The following is a 15,396-nucleotide window of genomic DNA, read 5'->3' on the forward strand; positions in this document are numbered from 1 at the left end:
AAATCATTCCTGAATTTAGATAAACCATAATGAAGCAACGCACAATCGCTACTCCGATTAAAACCGTGGGTATTGGTTTGCACTCTGGGCGTAAGGTGACTTTGTCTATTAAGCCTGCGCCGGTAAATTCAGGGATTGCATTTGTACGTGTAGATACCCCAGAGCAGTCGCTTGTACCAGCCACTGCTCTGGCGGTTTGCGATACCCGTCTAGCCTCAGTGATACAAAAAGATGGCGTGCGCGTTTCCACCGTGGAACATTTACTTTCAGCTTGTGCAGGCCTAGGACTTGATAATTTGTTGATTGAACTTGATGGTGAAGAAGTGCCCATCATGGATGGTAGTGCAGCCTCATTTTTATTCCTAATGGAATCAGCCGGTATAGCTGAACAAGAAGCCTCCAGACAGTTTGTAGTGATTAAAAAATCTGTAGAAGTGAAGGAGGGGGACAAGCTTGCGCGCCTAGAGCCTTTCTTTGGTTTTAAGTTGGATTTCACAATCGACTTTAAACATCCGGCAGTAGATAAAACTGGTCAGCGCTTTGTGGTGGATTTTGCTGAGCATGCTTATCGCAGCGAGATTGGTCGTGCTCGCACTTTTGGTTTTGCTCACGAGGTTGAGGCCTTGCGAGAGATGGGTTTAGCGCGAGGCGGAAGCTTGGATAACGCGATTGTGCTCGATGAGCATCGCATTCTGAATAACGAAGAGTTACGTTATGAAGATGAGTTCGTACGTCATAAAATCTTGGATGCTATTGGTGACCTGTATCTAGTTGGGCATCCGATCGTGGGTTCCTATGTTGCTGAAAAATCAGGACATGCCTTGAATAACGCACTCTTGCGCAAGCTTTTGGAAGATCCTAGCTCTTATGAAATTAGCAGTTTTCCAGAAAATAAGGCTCCCGCAGCCTATTCCAAAGAGAGTCAACCCCTCTTTTTCTAGGTTTATTTAGGCTTGCTCTGAAGTAGGCGTTCAACTGCCTTACGTAGCTCCGAATCCGGCGCTAATTTATCCAATAATGATTCCCAAGAAGCCCTAGCAACTGCATTAAAGCCTTTAGGTTTTTGGTTGGCTTGGGGCCCCTCGCGGTGCATGATTTCCCAGGTGGGTGGCGATGGCTTAAGGCGCACCTTAATGCTAGCGCAGAGAACACCTTTTTTTGCTAACTCTTTGATTAAACTAGGTAAAACTTGCTGAAGCCGAGTCGCAATACTCGCCCCATTAACTAGTAGAAAGAGCTCATTTTGAGCTCCAGAACGCCATCCGGCCTCAATTTTGGGTGCTAAATTTTCTAAATCCAACTCAAAGAGAGCGGCTTTCAAGGCAATTTTGAGCTTGGCTAAATCTTCAGTTTTGGCCAAAATTCCGCTTAGACCCTCGGACTCACGCAAATACTCCAACCACTCATGGGCGGCTTTTGTACGGATAGGTTTGGGAGCAAAGTTCATATAAAAAGAGGGTGCGGGTGATAAACTCGAGGTCTTAATTTACTTCAATATCCCATGGTAATCGGTCTTCTTAAAACCCTGGTCGGCAGTCGTAACGACCGCCTCTTAAAACAGTATCGCAAAGTAGTTGCCAAAGTTAGCGCTTTCGAGCCTAGCATGCAAGCTTTGGATGCCGCCGCACTGCAAGCAAAAACTGCTGAGTTCAAGTCACGTTTAGCTGCGGGTGAGTCATTGGATGATATTGCTCCAGAAGCTTTCGCTGTAGTTCGTGAAGCAAGTACACGCGTGATGAAGATGCGCCATTTTGATGCACAGATGATGGGTGGTCTCGCATTACATCAAGGCAAAATTGCTGAAATGGGCACTGGTGAAGGTAAGACTTTAACCGCTACGCTTCCAGTATATTTGAATGCTCTTACAGGTAAGGGTGTCCATGTCATTACAGTAAATGATTACTTGGCTCAGCGCGATGCTGAGTGGATGTCAACGCTTTATAACTTCTTAGGCATGAAAGTGGGTGTGAATCTATCGCAAATGGATCACACCACTAAGCAAGAGGCTTATGCAGCTGACATTACCTACGGAACCAATAATGAGTTTGGTTTTGATTACCTTCGTGACAATATGGTCCAAGACTTGGGTCAGCGTGTTCAGCGTGGCCTAGCCTATGCAATTGTTGACGAGGTAGATTCTATTTTGATTGATGAGGCACGCACCCCATTGATCATTTCGGGTCAGGCAGAAGATCACACTGATTTGTATATCAAGATTAATGCATTGCCTGCTTACTTAGAGCGCCAAATCGGTGAAGAGAAAGCAGATGGTACAGGTGTTGAAAAGCCAGGCGATTATTGGGTTGATGAAAAGTCCCATCAAGTCTATTTAACAGAGCGCGGCCATGACAAGGCAGAGACAGTCTTAGTTGAGATTGGCGCCTTGAATGATGGCGGCTCTTTGTACTCACCGCAAAATATTACTTTGATGCACCACGTGTACGCAGCATTGCGTGCGCATACACTGTACAACCGCGATCAGCAATATGTCGTTCAAAATAATGAAGTTATCATTGTTGATGAGTTCACTGGACGCTTAATGCAGGGTCGTCGTTGGTCTGATGGTTTGCATCAAGCTGTAGAGGCAAAAGAAGGTGTGCAGATTCAGAATGAGAATCAGACGCTAGCCACAATCACTTTTCAGAACTACTTCCGTATGTACGGCAAGTTGGCCGGTATGACTGGTACTGCCGATACTGAAGCTTATGAGTTCAAGGAAATCTATAGTCTTGAGACGGTAGTCATTCCCCCAAATCGGATTAGCCAAAGAAAAGATCGTCAAGATCAGATCTATAAGACATCGCGCGAGCGCTACGACGCAGTGATTAAGGATATTGAGGATTGTTACAAGCGTGGTCAACCTGTCTTGGTAGGTACAACTTCGATTGAGAATTCAGAATTAATCGCAGGCCTACTGGATCAACGTCAGTTACCGCATCAAGTATTGAATGCGAAACAGCATGCTCGCGAAGCTGAGATCATTGCTCAAGCTGGTAGACCTAAGATGATCACTATTGCTACCAATATGGCAGGCCGTGGAACAGATATCGTTTTAGGTGGAAATGTTGGCAAACAATCTTCTTTGATTGAAGCGGATGCCGGTCTACCTGATGTAGAAAAAGCAGCCAAGATTAAGACTTTGCAGGATGAATGGCAAAGCTTGCATGATCAAGTATTAGTTGCTGGTGGTTTGCACATTATTGGTACTGAGCGCCACGAGAGCCGTCGTATCGATAATCAGCTTCGTGGTCGCGCTGGTCGTCAGGGTGATCCAGGATCCTCCCGATTCTATCTTTCCCTAGATGATTCGCTTTTACGTATTTTTGCTGGAGATCGGCTGCGTGCAGTCATGGATCGCCTCAAGATGCCGGATGGCGAGCCGATTGAAGCAGGCATGGTAACTCGCTCCATTGAATCTGCTCAGCGCAAGGTTGAAGGTCGCAACTTTGATATTCGTAAGCAATTGTTGGAATACGACGATGTTGCTAATGATCAGCGTAAAGAAACTTATCGCCTCAGAAATGAGGTTCTCGAAAGTGCCGATGTTGGTGAGTTGATTGCCAACTTGCGCGAAGATGTATTGCGTGGCATTTGCGCTCCATATATTCCCATGGAGTCTATGGAAGAGCAGTGGGACTTACTTGGTCTAGAGAAGGCGTTAGCCAGCGACTGGGGTTTAACGGTTGACCTGAAAAATTGGGTTGAAAATGCTATATCCATGGACGATGAGCAAATTGTTGATCGCGTTCTAGAGGCAGCAACAGAAACTTATGATGCAAAAGTAGAGCTCTCTGGACGCACATCTTTCGCTGGGTTTGAGCGCTCAGTTTTACTTTACAGCTTAGATACCCATTGGCGTGAACATTTGGCTGCCTTGGACCATTTGCGCCAAGGCATCCATTTACGTGGTTATGCTCAAAAGGATCCAAAGCAGGAGTACCGTCGTGAAGCATTTGAGCTCTATGGTGAGTTACTCAATGTCATCAAGAATGATGTTGTGAAGAGCATTATGACAGTGCAGATTCGTAGTGCCAGTGAGTTGGATGAGGCCGCAGAGTCAATCAATGAGGATTTAGCCAAACTCTCAGATGTACAGTATCAACATGCCGATGCAGATCTTGAGGTTGCTGGGTCGACTGGCGATCGTGGTGCAGCCATCGCAATAGCTCCTGCGCCATTACGTGCTGGTCCTAAGGTGGGTCGCAATGATCCTTGCACCTGTGGAAGTGGTAAGAAGTACAAGAACTGCTGCGGCGCATTAAGTTAGATTGATTGGGATTAAATAGAGCTGCCAGATCGGGCAGCTCGGCAATGCCTCATCTACAATTGTCAGATCATGACAGTTAACTTACCGCTCCCCCAAAAAGACCAACTAAAGCCGATTAAAGGTTTTCAGATGGGTATCGCTGAAGCAGGAATCAAAAAAGCCAATCGCAAGGATTTATTGGTAATGACCTTGGACCCTGGCTCACAAGTAGCCGGTGTTTTCACCTTAAACCGCTTCTGCGCTGCGCCAGTTCAGGTTTGCCGAGAGCATTTGGCTTTGGATGGCGCAAAGGGCGAGATTCGGGCGCTGGTAGTGAACACGGGTAATGCCAATGCAGGTACCGGTGAACGGGGCATGCAAGATGCCTTAGCAACTTGTGCCGAGTTAGCAAAAGAGCTCAAGCTCAACTCAGAACAAATTCTGCCGTTTTCAACCGGCGTGATTCTAGAACCACTGCCAATTGATAAATTGATTTCTGCTTTACCGAAAGCAGTCGCCAATCTAGGCGAAGACCATTGGTTTGATGCGGCAGAAGCCATCATGACAACGGATACGCAGCCTAAAGCGACGTCGATGACTGTAGAGACTCCAGCTGGCCCCGTGACCATTACTGGTATCTGCAAGGGTGCAGGAATGATTCACCCGAATATGGCGACCATGTTGGGATTTATCGCAACTGATGTTGGTTTTGCGCCGAACCTACTTACTGCCTTGACTCAAGAGATTGCAGATCAGTCATTTAACGCAATTACGATTGATGGCGATACCTCGACCAATGACTCATTCATCATTATGGCAACTGGTCAATCAGCCGTGCAGATTAAATCAAGGGATGATGTTACGTATGACTTAGTTCGGACTGCATTAATTGATCTTGCACGCAAGCTTGCTCAAATGATAGTGAGAGATGGTGAGGGCGCAACAAAATTTATTACGATTGATGTGCGAGGTGGCAAGACTAAAGAAGAGTGCCGCTTGGTAGCAGAGGCAATTGCCCACTCCCCTTTAGTAAAGACGGCCTTCTTTGCTAGCGATCCAAACCTAGGCCGTATCCTTGCTGCGATTGGATATGCTGGCATTACGGATCTTGATGTGAACCAAGTACAAATGTGGCTCGGAGATGTATGGGTTGCCAAGAATGGTGGCCGCAACCCTGATTACCAAGAGGCTGATGGTCAAAGGGTGATGCAGGCGCCAGAAATTACTGTCAAGATTGACTTGGGTCGTGGATTAGCGCAAGAAATAATGTGGACCTGTGACTTATCTCATGACTACGTTTCCATTAATGCTGATTACCGCTCATAGGAATTCGTGAAATGAATGAAAAATTAGAGCAACTCTTAAGTCATCTTGAGACGTTTCTGCCTAAAGCATTGACCGAAGAGCAGTGGAAATCTTCGACTGCTTTTAGATGGCGTCGTCGCGATAGCATATTTGGAAGCATTGGATTTTTGCAACCAGTGAAGCATGTGGCTGATATCTCCTTTGAAGATCTAAAAAATATCGATCGTCAACGTGATGCGATTCGTGATAATACGAAAAATTTTATTCAGAAGAAACCTGCTAATAATATTTTGTTAACGGGCGCACGTGGTACAGGAAAGTCATCGCTTATTAAAGCTTGCTTGCATGAGTTTGCTAGCCAGGGCTTGCGCTTGGTTGAGGTTGAAAAAGAGCATCTAGCTGACTTGGCTGATATCACCGATTTATTGGCTGATCGACCAGAGCGATTCATTATTTTTTGTGATGACCTCTCATTTGAAAATGGTGAGTCTGGTTATAAGGCGATGAAGTCTGCTTTAGATGGCTCTGTGTCAGCTCAGGTAGACAATATTTTGATTTATGCCACTTCTAACCGACGCCATCTCTTGCCTGAGTATATGAAAGACAATGAGAGTTATGTTCATGGCGATGACGGAGAAATTCATCCAGGCGAAGTGGTGGAGGAAAAAATTTCGCTATCAGAGCGTTTTGGCTTGTGGCTCTCTTTCTATCCACCAAAACAAGATGAGTATCTAGAAATTGTGGCCCATTGGTTACGCCATTTTGGTTTGAGTGATCCGCAGATTGAGGGTGCTAGAGCCGAAGCATTGGTTTGGGCTTTAGAGCGTGGCTCACGTTCTGGTCGCGTAGCTTGGCAGTTTGCTAAGCACTGGGCCGGCTCGCATACTGCTTAATTATTTTCATGAGTGACTCTCATCGCCCTGTGACAGAAGTTGCTGCCGGAATTCTGTTGGATGCGGAAGGTCGTTTTCTTATGGGTCAGCGTCCAGAGGGCAAACCTTATGCTGGCTACTGGGAAGTACCGGGCGGAAAAATTGAAGCCGGTGAATCTGTATTCGCAGCACTAAAACGTGAATTGCAAGAAGAGCTTGGAATAGACATTGAATCTAGCGAAGAGTTAGTTACCTTAGAGCATGACTATCCACATGCTTATGTACGGTTACATGTCAGCATCATTCGAAAATGGTCTGGAGTACCTACAGGTTGTGAGGGCCAGGCGCTCTCTTGGCAGTTGCTTGGAGATGGACTTCCGACTGTAGAGCCCTTATTGCCCGCAGCATGGCCCATGCTGGAAAAGCTCAAACAGCTAAAGATTTAGAGCTGGCAGAGGGTGAGTCTAAAAGGCACATCCTCATTAATGGTCTGCGACTTTTTATCTTGATCGATCTTCAGAAAGCGAATCGATAGTAGATATTTATTGGCGCTGATTTCTGAGAAGAGGGTGTCATCTTCAACAGCAATGCGCATTAATTGATATACCTTGCCTGATGGAGCCTGTTGATAAGCACCATGATGTGCTACAACATCTTTAGCCTCGCCAGACTGGCGCAGTAGTCTTAAGAAAATTTGGCAAGCTTCATGCCATGGCAAAAGTGGCGCAACATACTTGTCTAATAACTCCCTACGTTGAGTAGAGGAAGTATTTTTCCAGGCATGATAGCTAGGTAAATCAATTGGACTTGTCCCACCAGGAATATTTAATCGAGTCCGAATAGCATTCAGCCACTCACTCTCAGTAATTGCAGCGTTAGGCTTACCCACAGACTGATTAATATTTTGCGCAGCTTTGTCAATTTCAGAAAGAGTTTGTGTAAGCGCTTCTTGGTCCACTTTTTGGGAAGACTTTAAACCATTTAAAGTGTATTTTTGACGTTCAAATTCTTTGAGGAGCAGGGATTTGATATCGCCTCGAGAACCAATATCACCTAAGTCAAACAACATGGCAATAGCATTGTGGTGTAGCTCGGGATCATCGGATCGGAGGAAGTGATTAAAGCGGGCGAACAAATACTCTAGCCGAAGCATGCTTCGAACTAATTCATTGAAGGGGTACTCGTAAACAATCACAAGCCTATATTCTATGACGAACTTAAAGGTTCTTCTAAAATTTTGAGCAATTGTTGGTGTAGTTTTAAAACTGCTGGTTTGAGCTCATCTAAGCCACCCTGATTTTCAATAACAGTATTGGCCAGTGTTAGACGATCATTTCTGGTAGTTTGTGCTTTGAGAATATTTTCCACATCGGAGCGTGTCATATTGTTGCGGTGCATCACTCGTTGAATTTGGGTTTCTTCTGGGCAATCCACCACCACAAGATGGTCAATGAACTTGATCCAAAATCCAGATTCAATTAGCAGGGGAACCACAAAAACCAGGTAGGGCACTCCAGACTTCGCTAGTTCAAGAGCTTGCTTGGCAGTTTCCTCTTGAATTAAGGGGTGGGTGATTTGCTCTAAAACCTGGCGTGCGCTAGGATCTTCGAATACTACAGACCGCATTTTGGGTCGATCAAGAGCGCCTTGGGGATCAATAAAGTCGGCACCGAAAGCCTTGGTAATCAATGGAATGGCTCTTCCACCAGGAGCAGTGATTTGATGTGCGATCTTATCTGTATCAATGATCCCGGCTCCATGCCCACCCAGCAGGTTACCCACTTCCGTTTTGCCAGACCCAATGCCACCTGTTAAGCCAATGAGAGGAATTTCCCCTTTCAAGGCTTTTAGATCAGATTGGGCAGAATCCAAGTTTGAATGAGTTGAGACCATAACAACTCAATGATGCCAGCAATAACTAAAAAGGGGCCAAAAGGAAATGCTTCCCGTAAATGGTCTCTTCGCAATTTGAGCCAAATGATGCCACCCAGCACCCCTGTAACAGAAGCCATAAGGAGGATGCTAGGTAGGGTGCTCCAGCCTAGCCATGCACCCAGCGCCGCTAAGAGCTTCGCGTCACCCATACCAATCCCATCCCGGCTTTTCAGGAGGCGATAGCTAGTATTTAATGCCCATAAAAAACCATACCCTAGAAATGCTCCAATAAATGCTGAGCTTGGGGTAGTAAAGCGCAAGTCTGAGAATGCGTTAAAAGCAATCCCTAGAATAATCAAGGGGAGGGTGATTACATTCGGCAGGCGGAAAGTGCGCCAATCAATATAAGCTAAGTACAGCAAAGCCAGTATCAGCAGAGATTGAATTATCAAGATACTTACTGTGGGATCCACTAAACGATTTGCCCTAAGTTAAAAATGGGTAGATATAGGATTATGACTAAGCTGCCAATAATGGCGCCAACAAATAGAATTAATGCGGGCTCTAAACTTTGACTGAGTGCACTGAGTCGGCTACTTAGCTGGGAGCCCAGTGTGATAGCACGCTTATTAAGCATCTCAGCCAATGCGCCACTTTCAGCGCCGATGTGAAGTAGCAGTAATGTCTCTACATCAAGAATTCTTGACTGAGGATCGGCTCGTTTGAGTGATTCTCCCAAGGGCCAGCCACGAGTAAGATGTTTAAATATCTCGGCACTAAAGTCATGACTCACCCAGTGATTGGAGGATTGTGCGGTAACTCTCAGAGCATCTGGGAGCGGTAAACCCGTTTCCAATAAATGGCCCAAGGTACGACACCAGTGACTCAGCGTTGCCAGTCTAAAGAGATTGCCAAAGAATGGCATGCGCAATAAGAGGGCATCACAGTATTTTTGGAGTGAGCTTAATTTGAGCCAGGTATACACAAAGCCTGTAGCCATTAAGAGAATGCCCAGCAATATTTCTATAAAGTAATTTTGGACACCTGTTGAGATAGAGATGAGGACTCTGGTTGGGGTTGGTAGCTCAGCCTGAAAATGTCCAAAGACTTCTTTAAACACCGGCACAACCCAGATCATCATCACCAAGACAAGTAGAAAAGATGTTCCTAAAGTAATGATGGGATACGTTAGGGACTGCTGTATTTTTCTTCGTAGCTCAATCTGGGCTTCGAGTTGTTGTGAAATTGTGCGTAGCGCCAAGCCAAGATCACCGGTTCTCTCGCTAACCCTGATGAGATTAGAAAATTCTGGGGAGAATTTTCCATCTTGTGCGCTTAGGCAAAAAGAAAAGCTATTGCCCTTTTGAAGCTGTGTACGAACATCCTCTAGCCAAGCCTGCCAGGATTTTGGTGCAGATTGAATTAGTAGCTGGATGGCATTAAGCAAGGGAAGTCCAGCCTGAAGCAGGGCGAGCATCTGCTCTGCAAAATGGAGTTGCTCAGATTTGCTAAGTGTTTTTTTGAAAAGCATTCAGACTAATGCCAAGTGCCAAGCTCGGCATCTAGCGATATCTGATCTACTAAGCCGGACTTGAGTAGTTGCATTCCTGCTGAGTGGATATCAAGCGCTTGAGCTGATTCAAATAAATGTTTGCTTCCCAGCACCTCATGGACGCCAATACGTCCAAAATAGCCAGATCCCTTACAAAGCTTACAAGGCGCCTTACTCAGGTTGAGATTACATTGATTGCAGAGTTTACGAATTAATCTTTGAGAACTGACGCAGCGAAGACAAGATTTAATAGACTCTTGATCTACCCCGAGGCTTTTAAGTCGGCTTAATGCACCAATGGCATTACGTGTATGAAGAGTACTTAAAACTAAATGCCCGGTTTGTGCTGCCTGAATAGCAAGCTGTGCACTGGCGGAATCCCGTATTTCACCAATCATGATGACGTCTGGATCTTGGCGCAGGAGTGCGCGAATAATAGTTAGAAAATCTAACCCTGCTTTTGGGTGATAAGCTACTTGATTTATTCCAGGTAGTCGAATTTCAATCGGATCTTCAACCGAGCAAATATTGCGTTGCACGTGATTCAATGAGCTCAAACAGCTGTACAAGGTTCGCGTCTTACCGCTTCCGGTAGGCCCCGTCACCAGAATCAATCCATTGGTTTGGCTAATGGACTCTTGAACTATTCCTAGTTGCTCTGGCAGTAAGCCAATTTGATCCAGCGCCAACTCTTCCAAACGGCTAGGCAAAATACGTACAACCGCTTTTTCACCATGCAAGGTGGGAAGAATGGATACTCGGCAATCGATATTGGGGTGGCTAAAGTCATAGCCAATCACAAGGCGACCATCTTGAGGAAGACGTTTTTCTGCAATATCAAGACGTGCCAATATTTTGATGCGCGTGATTAGACGTTCATGAAAATCAATGGGGTATTGGTTTTGTAGAGTGAGGCGACCATCGATCCTCGTGCGCACTACTGTTTCTTGAGATCTCGCCTCAATATGAATATCCGTAGCCCGATTATTTAATGCATTAACAGCGATGTCATGCCAAGTCCGAATAATGTGAGAGTCATGCAGTAAGTCGCTCAATCTTGGTTCGTTTGAGCGAGGGGCTGGTATAGCTTCACTGTTTTTACGCCCTGCTCATCAAACTGCACGATTTCCATCACCACGCCAGCAATTCGAATGCTGACATCGTAATCAGGAATAGCTTCGAGCTTTTCTAGAATTAGACCATTTAAGGTGCGCGGCCCATCGAGTGGGAGATCCAACTTCAGAAGGCGATTTAAATCTCGCAATGAGGCGGTACCGCTAGCAAGGTAAGTTCCATCAGCAAGCCAATGAGGTTCATTAGATAGATTAGAGAACGAGGTAGTGAACTCGCCGATAAGTTCCTCAACAATGTCTTCAAAAGTTACTAGACCGAGGACTTCGCCATATTCATTTACGACTAAGCTAAGTCGCTGTTGGTTGTCTTGGAAAAATTGCATCTGCTGCAGAACAGGCGTACCACTAGGAATAAAATAGGGCACGTTGAGCAGAGATCTGAAGTCTTCATGATGAAGCTCTGCATTACCTAGTAATGAGAGTGCTTTTTTTACAGATAGAATGCCGACAATGCGCTCAGAGTCGCCATCACATACTGGAAGTTTGTTGTGATAGCAGGTTTCTAATTGTTCTATCACCTCGTCAATTGGCCGAGAGAGATCTAATACTTCGATTTTGGAACGCGGTGTCATCACATCATCAACCAAAATATTTTCAAGATTGAAAAGATTTAGCAAGATATTGCGATGGTGTGCAGAAACAAATCGATTAGATTCTAAAACTAAGCTACGCAACTCTTCTTTGCTCATGACTCCCTTGTCAGTTGAAGCTTGTAATCCTGAGACCTTCATCAACCCTGATACAAAGCTATTAATGAACCAGAGTAGTGGTTTGAGTACAAAGGTGAGAGGAAGAATGAGCCAGCCAACATTACTCGCAATTTTTTCTGGAAAGGCTGCGCCGATTACTTTTGGAGTGATCTCACTAAAAATAATGATGAGTAGAGCAACAACCAAGGTGGCAATGGATAACACCAGGCCGCTATCGCCAAAAATATGTAAAGCAATACCAGTAACTAAAATTGGTAGGATGGTATTGATGAGGTTATTAGATATCAGCAATACTGAAAGCAGTGAATCCATTCGCTTTAATAGTCGTTCGGCAAGTGCAGCTCCAGCATTACCACCATGAGCCATGGCCCGCAGGCGATGACGATTGGATGACAGCATGCTGGTTTCGGCCATCGAAAAGAAGCCGGATAGTGCGAGTAAAAATAGGACTAATGCGACTTGGCTAATAAAAGGCCAATCATCAAAAAAAGTGTCCATCAGTTGTGCCTGCAAAGAATAAGGAACAACCAATATAGCAAAGTGCCATTTCGCTCGCTATAGCTATATCGGAATCCTGTGAGAATTTATCCCTCAATCTGTGTCAGAATCTTCTGCATGTCTAGCCTTGGATCAATCGAGTATTGCGTTATATCCGCCCCTTTTGGGCATCTAGGCGTGCAAACAGAGCTAGTGGACGGGAGTTTGATGATCTCAAAAATCGATTATCTGCCGCCAGATACTGCCTTGATTTCCCCGGGAAATGCCTTGGCGAAAGCTTTCTCAAAGCAGTGTGCTCAATACTTCAATGACGCTTCATCAACATTTGATGTCCCGCTCAAGCCTGCCGGAACAGCCCACCAGCAAAAAGTCTGGAATGCTACTCTGGGCATTGAGGTGGGAAAGGTAATGACCTATGGGGAGATTGCAAAAAAGATTAAAAGTGGGCCTCGTGCAGTTGGGACCGCTTGCGGTGCCAATCCTTACCCTTTGGTGACCCCTTGCCATAGAGTAGTTTCCGCTCAAGGTCTTGGGGGTTTTATGAAAGAGAATAGTCCGGGCTTTTATCGCCAGATCAAAATTTGGCTTTTAAAGCACGAGGGTGTGCTCTAAGTATTTTTTGCTGAGAGTTTTCTGAGTTGCTTAGATGCCGCATAAAAGAATGATTTCATCAGGAGTTCATTCCCAGTCGCGATCTTTGTGAAGGCATAAAAAATCCAAACAGAATTTCTAGAAAGTTTTACCTCAGACTGATTACTAAATTCTTTTCTACTGGCAATTTTTTCAAGTGTCATTACGGCAAGCCCAAAGGCTAGGAAGCAGAAGCGCCTCATGCCTATTTCATTCTCCGGAAGCAAAATAATGTAGCTCATAGAGTCTTGAAGTTTTTCATAGGCAATCTTCAGAAGCTCTACTTGGCTCATCTGCGCTGGCTTCCAGGAAACGCCACGTGCACGATCTGCTGGTGAGTCTTTTAAAATATTGGTCATTTGCAAGGCTTGACCAAAAGCGATGGCTAATTGCTCATGTCCTTGAATGCGTTTTGCAAACTCTGGCGAGTAATGGCTAAAGATGTTTGTGAGCAACTCTCCCACTACGCCAGCTACCACGTAGCAATACTCTTCAAATTCTGCAAGGTCTCTTAAACCCTCTTGCTTTTGTCGACTATGAAAATGGGACATACCATCAGACATAATCGAAACACAGCGGCTAATAGCTGTCCGATCTCTATCCGGGAAAGTATGTAGAATCCGCAGAACAGTAGGGGTGTGCGCAATTAAATCCAGCTCATCAATATTGGAGTAGCCTCTTAAGGCATCTAGGCAGGGGCTTACAAATGACGCTACTGGAATAGTCCCTAGCGTTGCCTCCAAAAATAGCTTAGATAAATTCTGCTTTTCTGCTGGATTGAGCTCAGCCGCATCCTCGATTGTATCGACAATACGGCACAGCAAGTAGGTGTTGCCAACTACCACCTCAATCTCTGGTGGCAAGAGAGGAATGGTGAGCGCAAAAGTGCGCGATACAGAACCCAAAATCGCTTTTTGATAGGCTAAATCGCTATTGGGGTTCTCTTTAGGGTGCATGGCGGAATTCACCCCTGAATTATGTCAGACCAGCATGCCCAAATTTAACCCTAATTGCTTAAATGACATAAGTAACAAAGCCATATAATTTGTGCAAATTCCAAGGAGAAATTAGGCGATGTTGATTTGGTTTGTCATCATCTATTGGGTGGTTTCTGTAGGTATCGGCCTATGGGCTGCGCTTAGAGTCAAAAATACTGCTGACTTTGCCGCAGCAGGTCATAGTCTTCCTTTGCCTATTGTTACCGCTACCGTATTTGCCACTTGGTTTGGCTCGGAGGCAGTTTTAGGCATTCCTGCAACCTTCTTAAAAGAGGGTTTAGGCGGAATCGTATCTGACCCCTTTGGCTCATCCTTATGCCTCATATTGGTGGGCCTTTTTTTTGCTCGTCACCTCTATAACCGTCGAATGCTTACTATCGGTGATTTCTTTAGAGAGAAATACGGTCGTACGGTTGAAGTGCTGGTGACCCTTTGTATTGTGATTTCGTATTTAGGTTGGGTTTCAGCTCAAATTAAAGCACTCGGCTTGGTTTTTAATGTAGTTTCCGATGGCAGTATTACGCAAACTGCCGGTATGTTGATTGGTGCTGGGAGTGTGCTGATTTATACCTTGTTTGGCGGTATGTGGTCGGTAGCCATAACCGATTTCATCCAGATGATCATTATTGTGGTGGGCATGCTCTATATCGGTGGAGAAATGACAACCCAAGCTGGAGGGGTGGGTATCGTTTTCGATCATGCACTCGCAGCAGGTCAATTTTCTAATTTTTGGCCTGATATGAACTTAGCCTCCATTCTGGGTTTTACTGCGGCTTTGTGCACCATGATGTTAGGCTCCATTCCCCAGCAGGATGTCTTTCAGCGGATTACCTCTTCTAAAAACGTCAACATTGCTGTTCAGGCAGCCTTATTGGGTGGAGTCTTGTATTTCGTATTTGCTTTTGTGCCGCTATACCTGGCTTATTCAGCAACCATCATTAGTCCTGATTTGGTAAAGCAGTACATAGACAGTGATCCACAAATGATTTTGCCTAAGCTTATCCTTAATCATGCTCCACTGATTGCACAGGTCATGTTTTTTGGCGCCTTACTGTCAGCAATTAAAAGTTGTGCCAGTGCCACTTTGTTAGCGCCCTCTGTCACTTTCGCTGAAAATATTGTGCGAGGGTTTTTTAAGCATTTAACTGATCAGCACTTACTGAAGATTATGCGAATCACCGTTCTCTGTTTTACGGTAGCGGTTACCTTTTTTGCAATTAATTCAGAACTATCTATTTTTAAGATGGTTGAAAATGCCTACAAGATCACCCTAGTGGCAGCTTTTGTTCCCCTGGCATTCGGCGTGTATTGGTCAAGAGCAAATTCTTTGGGCGGTTTGTTAGCTGTTTTAGGGGGTTTGGTGACTTGGATTAGCTGCGAAATCATTGCCCCGACAGCAATTCTGCCTCCTCAATTGGCTGGTCTTTTAGTCAGTATTGTCGGCATGCTATTGGGTGGATTGATAGCAAGACCGAGTCCAATAACAAGCTTGGGCGCATTGGATAAGTAGGGCCTCAATATTTTATTGCACCCCTAAATGTTCTCCTCTAATATGAGATTAATTAAAAATTATTTAT

15 protein-coding genes are annotated in these 15,396 nt (G+C 45.1%); 7 read left to right on the top strand and 8 right to left on the bottom strand.

Annotated features, from left to right (window positions below; translation table 11 throughout):
* Nucleotides 1–26 precede the first annotated feature (26 nt).
* On the top strand, nt 27–941 hold the full coding sequence (gene lpxC / locus ICN22_RS02275; protein WP_216168829.1) for a UDP-3-O-acyl-N-acetylglucosamine deacetylase: 915 nt from the start codon (nt 27–29) through the stop codon (nt 939–941).
* Nucleotides 942–943: 2 nt separating this feature from the next.
* On the opposite strand, the gene ICN22_RS02280 is transcribed toward lpxC, so the two are convergent.
* Complete coding sequence (locus ICN22_RS02280) at nt 944–1,447, bottom strand: hypothetical protein (RefSeq protein WP_216168652.1); 504 nt, start codon at nt 1,445–1,447, stop codon at nt 944–946.
* Nucleotides 1,448–1,501: 54 nt separating this feature from the next.
* Here ICN22_RS02280 and secA point away from each other — a divergent pair, with 54 nt between their 5' ends.
* The 4 genes from secA (at nt 1,502) to ICN22_RS02300 (ending at nt 6,869) form a co-directional block, all read left to right on the top strand.
* On the top strand, nt 1,502–4,267 hold the full coding sequence (secA, locus tag ICN22_RS02285) for a preprotein translocase subunit SecA (RefSeq protein ID WP_216168653.1): 2,766 nt from the start codon (nt 1,502–1,504) through the stop codon (nt 4,265–4,267).
* A gap of 69 nt (nt 4,268–4,336) precedes the next feature.
* Complete coding sequence (gene argJ, locus ICN22_RS02290) at nt 4,337–5,572, top strand: bifunctional glutamate N-acetyltransferase/amino-acid acetyltransferase ArgJ (protein WP_216168654.1); 1,236 nt, start codon at nt 4,337–4,339, stop codon at nt 5,570–5,572.
* Between the two features lie 11 nt (nt 5,573–5,583).
* Nucleotides 5,584–6,444: an ATP-binding protein gene (locus tag ICN22_RS02295; protein WP_216168655.1), complete on the top strand. Its 861-nt coding sequence runs from the start codon at nt 5,584–5,586 to the stop codon at nt 6,442–6,444.
* Nucleotides 6,445–6,452: 8 nt separating this feature from the next.
* Nucleotides 6,453–6,869 (top strand): NUDIX domain-containing protein, encoded by a 417-nt coding sequence (locus tag ICN22_RS02300; RefSeq protein WP_216168656.1) that lies wholly within the window; start codon nt 6,453–6,455, stop codon nt 6,867–6,869.
* Here ICN22_RS02300 and zapD read toward each other — a convergent pair.
* Genes zapD through ICN22_RS02330 form a run of 6 tightly spaced genes read right to left on the bottom strand, consistent with a single transcriptional unit; the run spans nt 6,866 to nt 12,191 of the window.
* Entirely contained in the window at nt 6,866–7,618 is a 753-nt protein-coding gene (zapD, locus tag ICN22_RS02305) for a cell division protein ZapD (protein ID WP_216168657.1), read from the bottom strand. The two genes, ICN22_RS02300 and zapD, sit on opposite strands and share 4 nt — an antisense overlap.
* A gap of 11 nt (nt 7,619–7,629) precedes the next feature.
* A complete protein-coding gene (gene coaE / locus ICN22_RS02310) occupies nt 7,630–8,316 on the bottom strand; it encodes a dephospho-CoA kinase (RefSeq protein WP_216863448.1) in 687 nt (228 codons plus the stop codon).
* On the bottom strand, nt 8,271–8,750 hold the full coding sequence (locus tag ICN22_RS02315) for a prepilin peptidase (protein ID WP_216863449.1): 480 nt from the start codon (nt 8,748–8,750) through the stop codon (nt 8,271–8,273). Before ICN22_RS02315 ends, coaE begins: the two co-directional genes overlap by 46 nt.
* A 20-nt stretch (nt 8,751–8,770) precedes the next feature.
* Complete coding sequence (locus ICN22_RS02320; protein ID WP_216168659.1) at nt 8,771–9,829, bottom strand: type II secretion system F family protein; 1,059 nt, start codon at nt 9,827–9,829, stop codon at nt 8,771–8,773.
* A 5-nt stretch (nt 9,830–9,834) separates the two neighbouring features.
* Nucleotides 9,835–10,905, bottom strand: a complete 1,071-nt coding sequence (locus tag ICN22_RS02325; protein ID WP_216168660.1) for a GspE/PulE family protein — start codon at nt 10,903–10,905, stop codon at nt 9,835–9,837.
* Complete coding sequence (locus ICN22_RS02330; protein ID WP_216168661.1) at nt 10,902–12,191, bottom strand: HlyC/CorC family transporter; 1,290 nt, start codon at nt 12,189–12,191, stop codon at nt 10,902–10,904. Before ICN22_RS02330 ends, ICN22_RS02325 begins: the two co-directional genes overlap by 4 nt.
* Nucleotides 12,192–12,308: 117 nt before the next feature.
* Between ICN22_RS02330 and ICN22_RS02335 the strand changes: the two genes are divergently transcribed.
* Nucleotides 12,309–12,803, top strand: coding sequence for a methylated-DNA--[protein]-cysteine S-methyltransferase (locus tag ICN22_RS02335; RefSeq protein ID WP_216863450.1), 495 nt, complete (start codon nt 12,309–12,311; stop codon nt 12,801–12,803).
* On the opposite strand, the gene ICN22_RS02340 is transcribed toward ICN22_RS02335, so the two are convergent.
* Nucleotides 12,800–13,789 carry a squalene/phytoene synthase family protein gene (locus tag ICN22_RS02340; RefSeq protein WP_369411556.1) on the bottom strand — a complete coding sequence of 330 codons (990 nt, stop codon included), beginning with the start codon at nt 13,787–13,789 and terminating at the stop codon, nt 12,800–12,802. The two genes, ICN22_RS02335 and ICN22_RS02340, sit on opposite strands and share 4 nt — an antisense overlap.
* Before the next feature lie 106 nt (nt 13,790–13,895).
* Between ICN22_RS02340 and ICN22_RS02345 the strand changes: the two genes are divergently transcribed.
* On the top strand, nt 13,896–15,329 hold the full coding sequence (locus ICN22_RS02345; RefSeq protein ID WP_216168662.1) for a high affinity choline transporter 1: 1,434 nt from the start codon (nt 13,896–13,898) through the stop codon (nt 15,327–15,329).
* Nucleotides 15,330–15,396: the final 67 nt, after the last annotated feature.

It is taken from the genome of Polynucleobacter bastaniensis (assembly GCF_018882205.1).
GTDB classification, from domain to species: domain Bacteria; phylum Pseudomonadota; class Gammaproteobacteria; order Burkholderiales; family Burkholderiaceae; genus Polynucleobacter; species Polynucleobacter bastaniensis.